This window comes from Luteitalea sp. (assembly GCF_022842525.1).
Classification (GTDB): domain Bacteria; phylum Acidobacteriota; class Vicinamibacteria; order Vicinamibacterales; family Vicinamibacteraceae; genus Luteitalea.
Genome location: NZ_JALHPM010000018.1, coordinates 23,999 through 41,174, shown reverse-complemented (window position 1 = coordinate 41,174; position 17,176 = coordinate 23,999). Strand labels below are relative to the sequence as shown.

Here is a 17,176-nt window from a genome sequence, read left to right as displayed (position 1 = left end):
GACGCACAATCGGGCATGGCGCACGCCACCGTCCTGCCCCCGGTCGAGCCGATGCTCGCGAAAGCCGCCACGGCCCTGCCGGAGGGCGAGGGCTGGTGCTACGAACCGAAGTGGGATGGCTTTCGCGCCATCGCCTTCCGCGCCGATGGCGACGTCCACATCCAGAGTCGCGACCTCAAGCCGCTGGACCGCTACTTCCCCGAGGTGCACGACGCGCTCGTCCGCGGCCTGCCTGACGGCTGCGTCGTCGATGGCGAAATCGTGATCGCCACCTCCGAGGGCCTCGACTTCGACGCGTTGCAGATGCGTCTGCATCCGGCCGCCTCACGTGTGCTGAAGCTCTCGACGGAAAGCCCCGCCTCGTTCGTGGCCTTCGATCTGCTTGCCGACGCCGAGGGGGACCTGCGCACACAGCCGCTCGCCGAACGTCGTCGCCGTCTGGAAGCGCTTGCGCACGGGTTCTCGCCATCGATGCACCTGACGCCGCTGACGCGCGACCGGGCGACGGCCGTGGACTGGCTGGCGCGCTTCGAGGGCGCGGGCCTCGACGGCGTGGTCGCCAAGCGCGAGACCGATGCCTACGCGCCCGGCCGACGCGTGATGGTGAAGGTCAAGCACGTCCGCACTGCCGATTGCGTCGTCGCCGGCTTCCGCTGGCACAAGACCGGCCCCGGTACGCTCGTGGGCTCCCTGCTGCTGGGCCTCTACGACGATGCGGGGGTGTTGCAGCACGTCGGGGTCACGTCCGCGTTCACGATGGCGATGCGACGACAACTCGCGATCGACCTCGAGCCGGAACGCGCGGAGGCCCTGCGCGACCATCCCTGGCAGGCGTGGGCGACGAGCGCGGGCGAGACCAGCCGCATGCCAGGCGCGCAGAGCCGCTGGAGCGCCGGCAAGGACTTGTCCTGGGAGCCGCTGCGCATCGGCCGCGTGTGCGAGGTCGCCTACGACCACCTCCAGGGCGATCGCTTTCGCCATGCCACCGTGTTCCGGCGCTGGCGTCCCGACAAACCGGCGAGTGCGTGCCGCTACGACCAGCTCGAGGTCACGACACCCTTCGAACTCGCGCGCGTGTTCGGCGCGATCGACATTGCTGACGAGTAAGTCAGCGGCGACGCCTCACGCCTGCGGTGGCGTGCGACGCGGCGCGCGGCGCCTCGACGGCTGCGCGCGCACGGGCTCGCCCTCCTGCTTGCGGTAGTGCGGCGGCCATGGCGCATCGCCGACGCCCTCGCGCGCATGCCGTTCGGACACATCGAGCAGCGCCGACAGGTCCTCTGGCACGTCGTCGATCCCCGCGTGCCGGTCGCCGACCTCGGCGAAGCGTGCCGGCATCGTGGCCAAGGTGAAGTCCGCGGGATCACAGAGGGCCACGTCGTGCCAGTCGAGCGGCGCAGAGACGCGGGCGTCCGCGGTCGGACGCACCGAGTACGCCGCGGCGACGGTCCGATCCTTGGCGTTCTGGTTGTAGTCGAGGAACACGCCGTGCCGTTCCTCCTTCCACCACTTGCTGGTGGCCAGGGCGGGCACCCGTCGCTCGACGTCACGAGCCAGCGCCAGGGCCGCGCGTCGCACCTCCGCGAAGGTCCAGCGCCGGTGCACCCGCACGAGGATGTGGATGCCGCGCGACCCCGAGGTCTTCGGCCACCCGGTCAGCCCGACGTCGTCGAGCGCCTGGTGGACGACGGTGGCCACCTCGCGCACCTGCGCCCATGGCACCCCGGGCACCGGATCCAGATCGATGCGCAGTTCGTCGGGATGGTCCAGATCGTCGGCACGAACCGGATGCGGATGCAGTTCGAGACAGCCGAGGTTGGCCATCCATGCCAGGGCGGCAGCCTCACGCGGCACCACCTCTTCGGCCGTGCGTCCGGAGGGGAACGCCAACGACACGACATCGATCCACGGCGGCCGCGACGAGGGCGCGCGCTTCTGGAAGAAGAACTCCCCGCCTACCCCGTGCGGGTAGCGCACCAGCACCGTTGGGCGCCCGTACACGCCTCGCAACGCGCCGTCAGCCACTGCCAGGTAGTACTGCACGAGGTCGAGCTTCGTGTGGCGCGTCTCCGGGAAGAGCACCTTGTCCGGACTGGTGATCACCACCTTGCGGTCACCGATGGTCACGGTGATCGGCGTGGAGGCGGCAGCAGGCGTACGAGACACGGCGTGTGTGATTCCGCTACGCCGAAAGCGCCTGTGTACGCGCGACCGACGGCGGTGGCATCGGCAGCGTGTTGGAGTGCGGCCGCACGACCGGAACGCGCCGGCCCCCGGTCTCTGCGGAGCCGGGCGACGGCCGCGTTCCCCACACCAGCCACACGGCGCACAGGCACAGACCGACGGCGAGCCACATCCAGAGGGCCCTGGCGTCGCGACGGTGAAGGATGAACTGTTCGGACATCGAGCCACGCTCCCGGCATCGTGCGCAGCAGTGCGCGCACCGGATCGTGCAAGCCGCGAGCCAGACTGGGGGCTGGGGGGAACCGGGAACCGGAAGCCGGGAACCGGAAGCCGGGAACCGGGAACCGGCCACCGGGCTCTGACGGAGCCCGGTGGCAGGTGGCCGGTGGCCGCGACGACTACGCCGTCGGGATCGTCAGCACCTGGCCGACCTGAATCTTGTCGGGATCGGAGAGCTTGTCCTTGTTGGCCTCGAAGATCTTCATGTAGGCGTTGGCATCACCGAGGTGGGCTTTCGCGATCTTGCTGAGGGTGTCGCCCGACTGCACCGTGTACTGCACGGACGGCGGGGCTTGCACGTCGATCACCGCGTGGAGGTCGTTCTGCCAGCTCGGCACCGACTTGAGCGCCGTCCAGATCTGGTTCTTGGCGTCCTCGGACGTGACCGTGCCGTGGAACACCAGCTTGCCGTCCTTCTCCTCGGCCGACCCTTGCATCCCGACGGTCTTGGCCACGTGAATCGCGGCGGCGTACGTATCTCGCAAGCTCATTGCAACAACTCCCTCGTCAGACGACGACAAAAGACAACTCCACCATGCCGCTCGTGGGCACATCCCGGAGCGACAGCAGAGGGGTGGCGACGCGTGAGACGCGTGGCCGGTCCCTGTAGATGCAACCGCAAGAAGCGAGGCACGTCAATCTGTGCCTTGGACGACAGACGTCGCCGCGGTGCCCGGCCGCGGGCGCCGGAGCGCCGCGTGGCGGGCCTGCCACGCGCGGGCGGCCAGCGCCCCGATCTTCCGACGCTCCCCCGGCACCTTCTCGCCGGGATCTTTGCCATGCGGCGACGCATGCTCGATCTCGGCATTCAGTTCGGCCCCGACCAGGATGGCCAGGCTCGACACGTAGAACCACAACAGCAGCACCATCACGCCCCCGACGGCGCCATAAGTCGCGTTGTAGTCGGAGTAGTGGGTGACGTAGAACCGGAAGCCGAGCGAGGCAACCAGCCAGAGCACCGTGGCGACAATCGCTCCAGGTGAGATCCACACCCATTCCTGCTCGGCGTCGGGGGCCACGTAGTAGACGATGGCGATCCCCGCCGACACGAGGGTGAACACGAGCGGCCACTGCAGGATCTTCCAGCTCCACTCGACGAGCGGCCCCATGCGCAGCGTGCGCCCCAGATACTCGGCGATCTCCGGACCGGCGAGCACCAGCGACACCGAGATGAGAAAGAACAGCGCCAGGGCGAGCGTCAGGCCGATGGCGATGAGCCGCACCTTCCACCACGGTCGGGCTTCCTCGATGTCGTAGGCCGCGTTCAGGGCGTTGGTCGCCGCGGCCATGGCGGCCGAGCTGCTCCACAGGGCGGCCAGCACGCCGAACGTCAGCAGCCCGCCGTCCTGAGACTCGGAGATGTGACGGATCTGATCGGCGATGAGCTCGATCATCTCCGGCGAGGCAATGGGGCTCAGGATGCGGACCAGATCACCCGAGAGGTCCTGGAGCGGAAAGAAGCTGCCGAGCGCCAGCAGGAAGAGGATGGCCGGAAACAGCGCGAGGAACAGGTAGTAGGAGAGCTGCGCCGCCAGGCCGAGACAGTCGTCGGCCACCATTTCCTTCGCGGTGCGCTTGCCGAGTTCCCCCCAGCTGATGGGGATGTCGAAGAGGGCCATGGCCCTCGACTGTTGCAAGGGGGTCGCCAACCCGCTCAGGGCTGGCTGCGCTCGAGCTGGTCGCGCAACAGCTGCGCGAGCGTCGGGAAGTCGATCGGCTTGTTGACGAACGGGAACACGGGGCCCACCCCCGCCGCCCGGGTCAGCATCTCGCTCGGGTAGCCCGACATCAACACCACGCGCAACCCCGGCAGACGATTGGTCAACGTCACGGCCAGGGCATAGCCGTCCATGCCGCCGAGAATCACGTCGGACAGGAGCAGATCGATCTCGTGGCTGTGGGTGGCGGCCACCTCCAGCGCCTGTTCCGCGTTCTCCGCTTCGAGCACCCGATAGCCACGGCGCACCAGGAAGCGTTGCGCAACCCGACGCACCGCCTCACGATCCTCCACCAGCAAAATCGTCTCGTTGCCGCCGGGCAGCGTCCGTGGATCCGGCAGCACCGGCACCTGCGACGCGGTGACGGGAATCGTCGGCAGGTAGACCCGCACGTCGCATCCCTCGCCGGGCGCGGAGACGATGGCCATGCCCCCGCCGGCCTGCGTCACGATGGCGAGGACGGTCGGCAGGCCGAGTCCGGTCCCACGGTCGTCGGCCTTGGTGGTGAAGAACGGCTCGAAGGCGCGGCGCTGCACCTCCTCGGTCATGCCCGCCCCATCGTCACGAATCGAGACGCAGAGGTAGGTGCGGCCGGGCTGGGCGGCGATGCCGGTGTCGTCGGCGCAGGTGGAGGCACTCACCAGCGAGGAGACGATGCGGACGGTGCCGGCATCGGTGATGGCATCGCGGGCGTTGACGACGAGGTTGGTGAGCACCTGCTCGATCTGTCCAGGGTCGGCGAGCACGCGCGGCAGTCCGGGCGCCCAGACGACATCCAGCGCGATCCGCGCGCCGAGCAGGCGCCGGAACAACGGCGTCATCCGCGCCACGACATCGTCGAGCTGCAGCGGTTCGGGCTGCACGACCTGGCGCCGACTGAAGGTGAGCAGCTGCCGGGACAGGTTGGTGGCCTGCTGCGCCGCTTCGCGGATGCCCTGGACTTCGTCGAGCACCGGGGACTCGCGCGGCAGCATCTGGCGGACCGCATCGCAGTGGCCCAGCACCACGGTCAGCAGGTTGCTGAAGTCGTGGGCAATGCCTCCGGCGAGGCGCCCCAGCGCTTCCTGCTTCTGCGCCTGCAGCAGCCGGGCCTCGCTGTCGCGCAGCGCCTGCTCGGCGGCGCGACGAGCCGTGATGTCCTGGCACACGACGAGCAACTCCGCGGTGCCGTCGGGGCCGGGCACCGCCCGCGCCCATTCCTCGACCCACAGCACGGCGCCATCGCGGCGACACTTGCGCAGTTCCCACGCGTGGGTGGTCTCGGGCTCGCGGAAGCCGAGGGCGACCTGGCGCCGGGCGGCATCGCGGTCCTCGGGATGGAACACGTCGGCGACGGGACGGCCGACGAGCTCGTCGCGGGCGTAGCCCAGTTGCTCGAGGCCCGTCCGGTTGACGCCGATGATGCGGCCGTCCACCCCGACGGTGAAGTACATGAGGGGGCTGCGCTGGTACAGCAGCTCCATATGGGCCGCGGTCGCCTCGCCGGGCCGGCTGCGTGGCTGGACGACGTCGAGGTCGAGCACGAGGGTGGCCCAGAGCGGCCGGGGCTCTGTCAGGCGCCAGGTGAGCAGCACCACGCGCACGTCGGCGCGCCCGGGGCGGCTGACTCGCTGCTCGCGCGGGGCCTGCGCTCCGAGCCACGCCGCGAGATCGGCAGGGGTGGTCCCGAACGCCAGCCCGAACACGTCGCGCACGGACTCCTCGCCCGGCGTCCATCGCCGATCAGCGCCAGCGAGCCAGTGCTGCACGCGCGTATTGGCCCCCAGCACGGCGCCCGTCTCGCCATCCCACACGAGCGCACCGCATCCCTCGTGCGCAAGCCACCACTGCACGTGGTCTGGCACGGGGATGTCTGACTGGGCCACGTGCGCGCCTCAGGGTGCGGGTTTCAGGACGACACAACTGAGCGGGGGCAGGGTCACGCTGAGCGACTGGGCATGGCCGTGGGCCGGTGCGGCGATCGTGGACACCTGCCCGCCGTTGCCGAGATTGGTCCCGCCATAGGCCGAGGCGTCACTGTTGATGATCTCGTCGTAGCGCCCGGGCACCGGCACACCCACGACGTAGCGTTCGCGCGGCACCGGCGTGAAGTTCATCAGCACGACGAGGAAGTCGGCCGGATTGGCCGCCCGCCGGATGTAGGTGATGACGCTGTTCTCGTTGTCGTTGCAGTCGATCCACTGGAAGCCGGTGTGGTCGTAGTCGCGCTCGAACAGCGCCGGCTCGCGCCGGTACAGGTGGGCGATGTCGCCGACGAACCGGAGCAGGCCGTCGTGCGGCGCGTGCTCGAGCAGGAACCACGGCAGCGACTCGGCGTGGTTCCACTCGCGCCACTGTCCGAACTCGCAGCCCTGGAACAGCAGCTTCTTGCCGGGATGCGTGAACATGTAGCCGTACAGCGCCCGCAGGTTGGCGGCCTTCTGCCACGAGTCGCCCGGCATCTTGTCGATCAGCGAGCGCTTGCCGTGCACGACCTCGTCGTGGGAGAACGGCAGGATGAAGTTCTCGTTGTAGGCATAGAGCATCGAGAACGTCAGGTGCGTGTGCTCCCACCGGCGGTGGATCGCATCCTTGGACATGTAGGTCAGGATGTCGTGCATCCAGCCCATGTTCCACTTGTAGGTGAAGCCGAGGCCGCCGAGGTGCACCGGCCGACTCACGCCCGGCCACGCCGTCGATTCCTCCGCGATGGTCACCACGCCGGGATGGCGCTCGTGCACCAGCGTGTTGAGCTGCTGCAGGAACGACACCGCGTCGAGGTTCTCGCGTCCCCCGAAGGCGTTGGGGACCCACTCGCCCGCGTTGCGCGAGTAGTCGAGATACAGCATCGAGGCCACCGCATCGACCCGCAGGCCATCGAGATGGAAGTCCTCGATCCACGCCAGGGCACTCGCGGTGAGGAAGTTGCGGACCTCGTTGCGCCCGTAGTTGAAGATCAGCGTGCCCCAGTCGCGGTGCTCGCCCTGCCGCGGATCGGCATGCTCGTAGAGCGAGGTGCCGTCGAAGCTGGCCAGCCCGTGGGCGTCCTTGGGAAAGTGCCCGGGCACCCAGTCGAGGATGACCCCGATACCGGCGCGATGCAGGGCGTCCACGAAGGCGCGGAAGTCGTCGGGCGTGCCGAAGCGACTGGTCGGCGCGAAGAAGCCCGTGACCTGATAGCCCCAGGAGCCGTCGTAGGGGAACTCGAGCACCGGCAGGAGCTCGACGTGCGTGAACCCGAGCTGCTGGACGTGTGCGATGAGCCGCGTGGCCAGGTCCTGATAGGACAGGAAGGCCCCGTCGGCGCCGCGCGCCCACGACCCGAGGTGCACCTCGTAGATCGACAGCGGTCGATCGAGTGCCTCGCGATGCCGGACGCGGTCGGCGATCCATTCGCCGTCCTGCCACTCGAAGACGCTGTCGGCGCAGACGATCGAGGCGGTGGCCGGTGGCACCTCCGCGGCCGACGCGCACGGGTCGGCCTTGAGGAACGGCGGGCCACCTGCGGCCGCGACCAGCTCGAACTTGTACCGCGCCCCGGCGCCGACCCCCGGCACGAACAGCTCCCACACGCCTTGCGGCAGGCGTTGTCGCATCGGCTGGATGCGGCCATCCCACCCGTTCCAGTCGCCCACCACGCTGACGCGGCTCGCATTGGGGGCCCACACGGCGAACCGCGTGCCCGCCACACCGTCGATCACGGTCGGGTGCGCGCCGAGCGCGCGATGCAGTTCCTGATGACGCCCCTCGCCCATCAGGTAGAGGTCGAGGTCGCCCAGCAGCAGCCCGAATCGATACGGGTCGTCGATCGTGACCTGCTCGCCGCTGTCTCGCCAGGTCACCTCGAGCCGGTAGGGCACGATCGCCGTCACGCCGGGCAGCACGGCCTCGAACAGGCCATCCGGATGCCGCACCGTCATCTCCTGCACCGCCGTCGCCTGACCGCCGATGGCGACGCGGACGGCCGTGGCCCGGGGCTGGAAGGTGCGGATGACCAGCCGCCCCTCCTCGAGGTGAGGGCCGAGGACGGCGAACGGGTCGCCATGCGTCGCAGTCAGGATGGCGCGGAGGGACGGATTGAGAGGACTCACGGTCAGGACTCCAGGGACGCGGCGGGGGGACGAACGGCGACCAGCCACGCATCGCGCTCGGCTTCGTCTGGGTGGTCGCCGGGACCACCCACCGACGTGACGCCCTGCGCATCGTAGACCGGGCACCACCCGATCACCGCGGTCAGGGCCAGGCCGACGGCGGCCACGCGGAGCGGCACCCGCATCGGCGCGGGCACGTCGCGGGTCGCGAGGATCGTCAGTCCGGCCCCGGTCACCCGCAGGAGACGCTCGAGATCGCCGACGTTCTGTCCGTGCTCGAAGGCATGCACCGTGGACGGGGCCAGCAGCCCCGCCTGCTCCAGCGCCCGCACCAGCGCGCGATTGGACGGCTCCACCAGCACGGTGTCGCCCACCCGCACGACCGGCGTGCGGCGAAGCCCGCCGGTCAGGCGCAGCACCTCCTGCAGGCCGTCGAGGTGATCGTCCACGTCGATGGCGTGGTGCGGCACCCGAAGGCGACGCAGGCACCGCAGCGTGCGCGCGGTGTCCACACACCAGGCGGCCCCCAGGACGTGGACGGCAGGCGAGACGTCGGTCATGACCGGGTCACGCTATCGGACTGCAGCAACCCCGTCAATCTGGGCGGGCGCCCGTGAAGCTCAGGCACGGGGCCGGGCGGGACCGTCGGTGAGACGTCGAACGATCTGGGGCACGACACCGAGGAACAGCGCGCTCTCGTGCCGGACGTCGCCCAGCAGTTCGGACAGCGGGCCGCCGTCGCCGTACTTGAGGAAGAGCTCGACCCCGCTGATCGCGCCGGCCAGCCGGACGGCGGCCAGCGTCGCGGCGGCGCCACGGATCTTGTGGGCGATGCTGGCCATCGCCACGGCATCGTCGGCCGCGGCCGCGGCGTCCAGCCGCTCGAGCTCCGCCGGCAGCGACTCGGCGAAGAGCACGAGCATGCGCGCGCCGAGATCGCCGTTGTTGTTGCAGCGCAGCAGGACTTCGGCCGGATCGAGGATGTCCTCGGCGTCCGGGGTGTCGCCGAGCAGCGCCTCCGGCACGAGGTCGGCGGTCGGCGTCGCCGTGGTGACCGACGCGGCGGTCGCCTCCTCGTCGGCCAGGGCCACGGCGCCATCGATGGCGAGCAGGCGCTGCAGGGTCCGCTGCAGCACGGTGCTGCGCACCGGCTTGGTGAGGTAGGCGTCCATGCCGGCGTCGAGACAGGCACGACGGTCGGCGGCGGTCGCGTTGGCAGTCAGCGCGATGATGCGGGGCGCCGGCGCGCCGCGATCGACGGCGAGGGCGCGGCGGATGTGCCGCGTCGCCTCGAGCCCGTCGAGGACCGGCATCTGGCAGTCCATCAGGATGACGTCGTACGGCACGGCCAGCGCGGCGGCGACCGCCGCCTCGCCGTTGCCGACGACGTCGACCTCGAGGCCCATCGCCAGCAGCATCTCGCGCACGACCATCTGGTTGATGGCGTGGTCCTCGGCCACGAGCACACGGCGCGGCCGTCCCCAGTCCGGCGCCCTGGTGCCATCGACGGGCATGACGCCGGCACCGACGACGGCCTGCATGATCGCGTCGAAGAGCGCCGCGCCGCGCACCGGGCGCTCGACCTGCTCGCGCACGCCCGAGACGTCGGCCGGCAGGTGGCCGTCTTCGGGCATGACCCACACGATGCCGGGCTCCGGGCTCATCTCGCGCAGCTGCTGCGCCAACGACGCGGCGCCTGGCGCGAGCCCATCGAGCAGCACGACGCCGAAGCGCCAGCGCGAAGGCGTGGTCGCCCGGACATGGCCGAGTGCGGTCGCACAGTCGCCGACGACGGCGGCGTCGAAGCGCCAGCCTTCGAGCAGCCGTCCGATCGTCTCCCGCTCGCGGTCATCGGGCAGCACCGCGAGCACGCGGAGCGGCACGTCGCCCTGCCGCTGGCTCTCGACCATGGCGGCATCGGCCACTTCGAGCGGCAGCGACACGGTGAAGGTGGCGCCGGCACGTTCGATGCTGCGCACCGCGATCGTGCCCTGCATCGCCTCGACGAGGCGCTTGCAAATCGTGAGGCCCAGACCGGTCCCGCTGTGGCGCCGGGTGCTGGAGGCATCGCCGGGCGTGAACGGTCGGAAGAGCCGCTCCACGACCTCCGGGGCCATGCCGATGCCGGTGTCGTGGACGTCGAGCCGCAGTATCGCCTGCCGCGTGTGCAGGTCCACCTGCGCGCTGGCCTGGACGTGCACCTCGCCCTGCTCGGTGAATTTCACGGCGTTGGCCAGCAGGTGCACCAGCACCTGACGCAACCGGCCGGGGTCGCCGATCACCCAGGTCGGCACGTCCTGCGTGACCGTGCAGGACAGGCGCAGCCGCCTGGCCGCGGCCGCCGAGGCCAGCACATCGAGGCTGCTCTCGACGAGGTCGGGCAGGTCGAACAGCGTGCGCTCGAGCGTCAGCGCGCCGCCGTCGATGCGCGACAGATCGAGGATGTCGGAGATCAGCGTCGCCAGGTGCGTCGCCGACGCGCGCGCCACCGCCACGTAGCGCGCCTGCTGGGCGTCGAGCCGCGTCGCCCCGAGCAGTTCCATCAACCCGAGCACGCCGTTGAGGGGCGTGCGCATCTCGTGACTCATCGACTTGAGGAACTCGCTCTTGGCGGCATTGGCCTTCTCGGCGGCGACGCGGGCCCGTTCGAGTTCCTGTTCGGCCTGCCGCCGCACGCTCACGTCGGTGATGGTGCCCGCCACGCCGATGAACAGGCCTTCTTCGATCACCGGTCGCGCATGCACCGCGGTCCAGCACGCCGATCCGCGGTGGGTGACGAACCGGAGTTCCTGCCGGCACTCATCCCTGCGGCCGGCGAGCATCCCCGCGCACATCTCCTGCGCCACGACGCGATCGTCCGGATGCACGTAGCCGGCAAACGGGTGCCCGATCGTCGCCGACACGTCGTAGCCGGTCAGGTCGTGCCAGGCCCGGTTGAGGAACGTCCACTGGCCGTCCGTGTCCAGCTGGAAGATCACCTGCTCGACCTGCTCGACCACACGCCGGTACTGCTGCTCGCTGAGCTGCAGCGCGTCCTGCGCCCGACGTTCTGCCGTGATGTCCCGCGCCACGGCGATGAAGGTGGTGACGACACCGGCCGCGTCGTGCACGGGCTGGATCTCGAAACTGACCCAGTACGGCACCCGTGCCTTCGTGTAGTTCACGGTCTCCACGCGGCAGCCCTGCCCCGAGGTCAGCGCCGCGCGCACCGCCTCCACGGCATCGAGGGGCGTCTCCGGGCCATGCAGCAGCGTCCACGCCACCTGCCCCACGACATCGTCCTCGGCGTACCCGTTGGCACGGAGGAACGCCGCATTCGCCCACTCGATGCGGCCGAGCGGATCGGTCAGCAGGATGAGATCGGTGGCGTGCCTCGCCACCAGGGAGAGCTTGCGCGTCTCGGCTTCCTCGCGCCTGAGCGAGGCGTGGCTGGCCGCCGCCTCCTGCGCCAGTCGCTCGCGAGAGGCCGCCAGCGTGTAGACCAGCCACGCCAGGCTGCCCGTCTGCAGGGCGCCGAGCAGCGTGACGACGCCGACGATGCTGCGGGTGCCGGTGGTGGTGCGGCGGGCATCGGTCATCGCGAGGACGAGCGGGCGCCCGCCGACGTCGATGTCGCGACGGGCCACCACCGCCTGCCCCGGGGCTGCGGTATCGAGCAGGATCGCCTGGGGACCGCTGCCGGCGGGATCCTCGACCCGCAGGCCCATCACCTCGCCGTCGATCAGGGTCGAGAAGAGATCGGCTGGCGCGATGAGCAGCGCCGCCCATCCCCGCACGGAGGCGGGGGCCGCGTCCGCAGGACCGACCACCGGGGCGAGATACAGCGCGAGGACCGTCGATCCGATCGGCAGCGCTGGCCCGAGTCGCGCCGCGCTGGTGGCGGCCAGATCGGCTGGCCGCATCGCCGCCAGCAACTGCAGCCACGTCTCGTCGCTGACGGCGCCGGCGCCGGAACGCTCCGAGCGGAACGCCACGCGCGTCGCGGCCGGGGCGGCGTCGCCGTTGGCCACGGTGCCCCCGGCCTCGAGATACGCGAGGCCCTTCACCGCGGGACACGTCGCGCCGCCAGCGACCTGCCGCCCCCAGGCCTCCCATTCGGTGGTGCTGACGACCGGGCGCGCCGCGAGCATCCCCCGCATGGCCGCGAGGCTGGCATCGAGGCAGTGGATCCGCTCGCCGAGGTGCGCCGGCACTTCCTCGGCCGACTGCGCGAGCCAGCGGCCGTCGCGCGCCGTGGTGGCCTCCCAGACCTGCCGGACGGTGACGAGGGCGACCACCGCCGACACCACGAACACCGCCGCACCGAGTCCGAGCGCCCGGGTCTGCACGGGGTCAAGGATATGCCGGCCGCGCAACTGGCCCCGTCAGAAGGTCAATGTCACCGCGGTGTACACCTCACGCTGGATCGCGACGTGGCCGGCCGTGCCTCCCGTGAACTCGACGTGCGCGGCCCGAGGCAGATTGCGGCCGACGAGCTCGAAGGTGGCGAGGTCGCGCCACCGCCACGCCACCCGGACGTCCGACGTCACGTAGGCCGGGATCTGGACGGCGGGCAACGCCCCGACTGCGCGGGCCATCCAGTCGGCCTCCCAGGTCCCGGGCAGATCGAAGGACCAGCGCAGGAGTCCTTGATGCTGCGGGCTGCCGCCCTCGCTGCGAGCTTCCTGCGACCCCGGCTGCGCGCCAGCATCGCGCGACAGCTGCACCCGCAACCATGAATACGATGCGGTCCAGCGCCACCAGGGCCGCGGCCGGGCATCGCCGGTCAGCTCGAGACCATGACTGTTGCCGTGCAGGGCGTTGACGAATTGCACGGGCAGGATCAGGCGGGGGCGGCCCGCGGCGCCTGGTTCGGCGCGCACAGCCCCGGCCCTCGTATCGAGCACGTCCTGATGGTGATTGAAGAAGGCCGACGCGGTCAGGAACATGCGTGATCCTGCGCGCACCCGATAGCCAGCCTCGTAGGCGAACAACTGCTCGGGCTCGAAGCCGTCGTTGGGCTCCAGACGAAGGAAGAAGGGGACCTGCGGCGACAGCACGCTGCCGGTGACGTAGTCGGCTTCGACACGCGACGGCGTCCGGACGGCCCGCGTAACCGAGGCCACGACCGTGTGCGCGGGATCGGGCGTCCACGCCAGGCGAACACTGGGCTGGACCTCGATGCCACTGTAGGCGTTGTGCTCGACCCGGGTGCCCAGCGACAACTCGAGCCTGGACGGCACCAGCGCGATCTGATCCTGCAGGATCGCGCTGTAGAGGTTGGTGGTGCGCCCTGCCGGGATGAACTGCCGTGGCGGCAGGGACCGCGTGTCGTCGGCGCTGACGCGATAACCCAGTCCCCACACCAGCCGGTGACGGCCGACCGGCGCCAGCGCCACCTGCAGATCGAGGTCCATCGTCTGGCGGGTTTCCTCGAAGGCGACGTCGCGGCGGTGGGTGCGGTCGTACCAGGCCTGCATCGTCACCGCCGTCCCCGTCGATGTGCGTGAGACCCACCGGGCGAGCAGATTGCCGCCGCCCATCGCCACCTCATCGTCCACCTCGCGACGGTAAGGTGCGTCGTACGAGGTGACCGTGACGCGCTGCCCGGCCTCGCCGCGAAAGAGATCGCCCTGCACGGTCAGGCGGCGGCGGAGGTCGGGCGTCCAGTCGGTGCGAAAGCCCGCCTGCCCCATCCGCCAGCCGTCGAAGGTGGGCAGCCGCAGCGGCGTTGCCGCATCGCGACTGGCGCCCTTGCCGTAGGCGCGCCACGTCAGCGAGCCGAGACGCCCGCCGTGACGCACCCCGAAGAAGCCGCGCTGCTCCGACCCGGCGCCGGCGGTCAGCAACGTGCCCTGGGTGGCGTCACTGGGCCGGGTGATGATGTTGATGATGCCGGTGACGGCGTTGGCGCCCCACAGCGTACCGCCGGGGCCGCGCACCACCTCGATGCGATCGACATCCTCCAGCAGCGTGTCCTGCATCTCCCAGTACGTGCCGGCGAACAGCGGCGAGTAGACGGCCCGCCCGTCGATCAGCACGAGCATGGCGCGCGACAGCCGATCGGTGAAGCCACGGATGCCGACAGCCCACTTGTTGGCATCGACCTGGGCCACGTGGACGCCCGGGGCCAGTCGCAGCGCGTCGGCGAGCGTGGTGACACCCGAGCGCCGGATGTCCTCGCGGGTGATGACGGTGACGGCCGCCGGCGTCTGCGCCGGGCTGTCGGGCACACGGGACACGGTGGTCACGTCGACGTCCAGCAACTGCTCCAGGGTCAGCGTGCGGACATCGTCGGTCACCTGAGCGCGAGCGGCGCCCACGGCCGGCGGCCCCAGCAGGAACGTCAGCAGCAGGGCACGGCAGAAGCTCGAACGGGAAGTCATGCGCGGCTCACGACGCCGGCCACCAGGCGCACCAGGTCGCTCGGGCGATAGGGTTTGGTCACGTGATGGAGGAAGCCGGCCTCCAGGCTGCGGGCCTGCTGGTCGTCCGACGCGTGCGCACTGATCGCGAGCGCCGCGGTCTGCCGGTGGCTCTCGGCGTCGAGTACCTGGATGCGTTCCAGCACCTCGAAGCCACTCACGCCGGGCATCGCCAGATCGCACAGCAGGATGTCGGCTGGTTCGCTGGCCCACTGCTGCACGGCGTCGTCGCCGTTGCGGGCCATCACCACCTCCGCACCGGCCTCGGTCAGCACGGCGAAGAGCAGGTCGCGCGCGTCGGCGTTGTCGTCGACGGCCAGCACCCGCACTCCACGCAGGGACGGCACCGGTGGGAAGTCTGTTTGCACGTCCGGTGCCACACCACTGGTGACACGCGACGGGAGTGTCACCGTGAAGGTGGCACCCGTCGACGGGCCGTCGCTGCTAGCCGAGACGGTCCCGCCATGCAGTTCGACCAGGTCCTTGACGATGGCCAGACCGAGGCCGAGCCCGCCCTGCTCACGCGTCATCGACCCGTCGGCCTGGCGGAACCGCTCGAACACGAACGGCAGGAACTCCGGGCTGATGCCCGAACCGGTGTCACGCACGGCGACGACCACCACCCCGTCGCCGCAACGGACCGACACGGTGACGGTGCCTCCCGCCGGCGTGAACTTCGTGGCATTGGACAGCAGGTTCCACACCACCTGCTGCAGCCTGGCCGCATCGCCGTCGACGTCGCAGCTGGTGCGGGGCACGTCGGAGACCAACGTCACCCCCCGGTTCCGGGCCGCGGGCCCGACGACGTCCACCGCGGCCTCGACGATCGTGCGCATGTCGACGGCGGCCAGTTGCAGTCGCAGCTTGCCGGTGACGATGCGCGAGATGTCGATCAGATCCTCGACCACGCGGGCCTGTGCCCGCGCATTGCGGGCAATGCTGTCGAGACCGCGGCCGAGCGTGGTCGACGAGGGAGTCGCCGTGGTGAGAATCTGCGCCCAGCCGAGGATGGCGTTGAGCGGGGTCCGCAGTTCGTGCGACACCGTCGCCAGGAACTCGTCCTTGAGCCGGCTGGCCCGTTGCTCGCGCCCGAGCAATTGCTCACGCTCCGCATGCATCAGGCGACGCGCCTCGATCTCGTCGCGCAGGGCGTCGTTGGACTGACGCAGCGTGCGATTGGTGGCTTGCACACGCGTCACCATCGCGTTGAAGGCCGTCGCCAGTTGCCCGATCTCGTCCTCGGTCGAGACGACGCTGACGAGCGTGGGCTCCTCGTCGCGCCCCATGCGCCGTGCCGCCTGGGCCAGATCCGCGATGGGTCGCGAGATCGCCCGTTGCAGTCGGCTGGCCAGTACGAACGCGACAACGCTGGTCAGGATCAGCAGCGTCGCAGCGGTCAGCCCCGACAGCAGGGCGCGGGCGCGCAGGTCGGAGAGGTCGCGGACGATCACCACGGTGCCGGCGGCACGTGCGTCGGCGGCGGGCAGGCCGGCCGTGGCGGGAATCTCGGCCATAGCCACCACTGCCACGCGTTCCGACTGCACCAGACTGCGCCGCGCCGGACACGGCACGCCGGGCTGACGCTGGTAGGCGCCGTAGAGTGAGCCGTTGGGCAGGTAGGCGCACGCGTACCGCACCACCGGGCGGACACGCGCCGTGCCGAGCACGCGGGCGATGGTGTCCGGTTCCTCGAAGGCCACAGCGGCCGAGAGATTGCTCGCCAGGATCTCGGCGAGGCTCTGGGCCTCCTCCTGTGCCGACTGCCTGAAGCGCCAGAGGTCCACCAGGGCGAGCCCGGCGACGGCAAGCAACACGGCCGTGGTCGCGACGAGGAGGGCCGTCGCCACCAGCTTCCGGTGGATGGGCATGCGCGCGAAGATGGCGCTCATCGGGCGAGCCCCCGCACCTCGACCGCAAGGCCGAGCAACTGGGAGTTGAGTCGCAGCCCGACGCGCTGCGCCGCGGCGGCATCGATGGCGAAGCGCAGCCGTGGGCCTGCCACGTGCAGGGCGATGATGCCGCCCTGGTCGAGGAAGTCCGGGTCGTCACCGACGGTCAGGACCGGCAGGAGGGCCGCGCGCGCCAGCAGTCGCTGGCGGCCCGTCGCCTCCCCGGGCAGGAAGAGCACATGACAGGGCGCCGGGTCGTCTTCGGGCGCAAGCACACGTGCGGCGAGAGGCTTGCCGCGCAGATGCGTGCCATGTGTGAGGTCCTGGAGGTGCTGAAAGACGGCGCCCGGGGCCGCGACGCACAGAACGAGGGGGGCGCGCGACCAGGACGAGGCAGGCCAGTCCACGAAGCCCGGAAATCGGGACAGGAACGCCGCCTTCAGCCGTGGCTCATCCGTGGTCTGGCCGAACGCGTCTGTCGCCCCCGCCAGGAGCAGGACAACCGCCGCGCACCGGACGCAGCCAAGGGGTCCACGTCGCTGGCGAGGCATCGCGCCGCCGATCCTATCGAAGCGGCATGCGTTCCGTCAGTAGATACTTACTGCTGAGTCTGTCGACTGACCATGCCGACG

11 protein-coding genes are annotated in these 17,176 nt (G+C 70.5%); 1 reads left to right on the top strand and 10 read right to left on the bottom strand.

The genetic code is table 11. The annotated features are described in order from the left end of the window. Positions 1–15: 15 nt before the first annotated feature. Positions 16–1,107 carry an ATP-dependent DNA ligase gene (locus Q0C41_RS05800; protein WP_291981795.1) on the top strand — a complete coding sequence of 364 codons (1,092 nt, stop codon included), beginning with the start codon at positions 16–18 and terminating at the stop codon, positions 1,105–1,107. A 15-nt stretch (positions 1,108–1,122) separates the two neighbouring features. Here Q0C41_RS05800 and ligD read toward each other — a convergent pair whose 3' ends face one another. The 10 genes from ligD to Q0C41_RS05750 all read right to left on the bottom strand — a co-directional run bounded on the left by ligD (position 1,123) and on the right by Q0C41_RS05750 (position 17,095). Then, positions 1,123–2,166 carry a non-homologous end-joining DNA ligase gene (gene ligD / locus Q0C41_RS05795; RefSeq protein ID WP_291981793.1) on the bottom strand — a complete coding sequence of 348 codons (1,044 nt, stop codon included), beginning with the start codon at positions 2,164–2,166 and terminating at the stop codon, positions 1,123–1,125. A 416-nt stretch (positions 2,167–2,582) separates the two neighbouring features. After that, positions 2,583–2,954, bottom strand: a complete 372-nt coding sequence (locus tag Q0C41_RS05790) for a LysM peptidoglycan-binding domain-containing protein (protein WP_291981791.1) — start codon at positions 2,952–2,954, stop codon at positions 2,583–2,585. A gap of 144 nt (positions 2,955–3,098) precedes the next feature. Further along, positions 3,099–4,082 (bottom strand): YihY/virulence factor BrkB family protein, encoded by a 984-nt coding sequence (locus Q0C41_RS05785; protein ID WP_291981789.1) that lies wholly within the window; start codon positions 4,080–4,082, stop codon positions 3,099–3,101. 35 nt (positions 4,083–4,117) lie between these two features. After that, entirely contained in the window at positions 4,118–6,046 is a 1,929-nt protein-coding gene (locus Q0C41_RS05780; protein ID WP_291981787.1) for a PAS domain-containing sensor histidine kinase, read from the bottom strand. Between the two features lie 9 nt (positions 6,047–6,055). Beyond that, positions 6,056–8,251, bottom strand: coding sequence for a 1,4-alpha-glucan branching protein GlgB (glgB, locus tag Q0C41_RS05775; protein ID WP_291981785.1), 2,196 nt, complete (start codon positions 8,249–8,251; stop codon positions 6,056–6,058). A 2-nt stretch (positions 8,252–8,253) separates the two neighbouring features. After that, positions 8,254–8,811 (bottom strand): DUF2892 domain-containing protein, encoded by a 558-nt coding sequence (locus tag Q0C41_RS05770; RefSeq protein WP_291981783.1) that lies wholly within the window; start codon positions 8,809–8,811, stop codon positions 8,254–8,256. A gap of 60 nt (positions 8,812–8,871) precedes the next feature. Continuing rightward, the gene (locus tag Q0C41_RS05765; RefSeq protein WP_291981781.1) at positions 8,872–12,579 is read right to left on the bottom strand and encodes a PAS domain-containing hybrid sensor histidine kinase/response regulator; all 3,708 of its coding nucleotides are present in this window, start codon (positions 12,577–12,579) and stop codon (positions 8,872–8,874) included. 36 nt (positions 12,580–12,615) lie between these two features. Then, complete coding sequence (locus Q0C41_RS05760) at positions 12,616–14,616, bottom strand: TonB-dependent siderophore receptor (RefSeq protein ID WP_291981779.1); 2,001 nt, start codon at positions 14,614–14,616, stop codon at positions 12,616–12,618. Next, the gene (locus Q0C41_RS05755; RefSeq protein WP_291981777.1) at positions 14,613–16,544 is read right to left on the bottom strand and encodes an ATP-binding protein; all 1,932 of its coding nucleotides are present in this window, start codon (positions 16,542–16,544) and stop codon (positions 14,613–14,615) included. The genes Q0C41_RS05760 and Q0C41_RS05755 overlap by 4 nt, the downstream gene beginning before the upstream one ends. Continuing rightward, positions 16,541–17,095 carry a YfiR family protein gene (locus Q0C41_RS05750; protein WP_291981775.1) on the bottom strand — a complete coding sequence of 185 codons (555 nt, stop codon included), beginning with the start codon at positions 17,093–17,095 and terminating at the stop codon, positions 16,541–16,543. Before Q0C41_RS05750 ends, Q0C41_RS05755 begins: the two co-directional genes overlap by 4 nt. Positions 17,096–17,176: the final 81 nt, after the last annotated feature.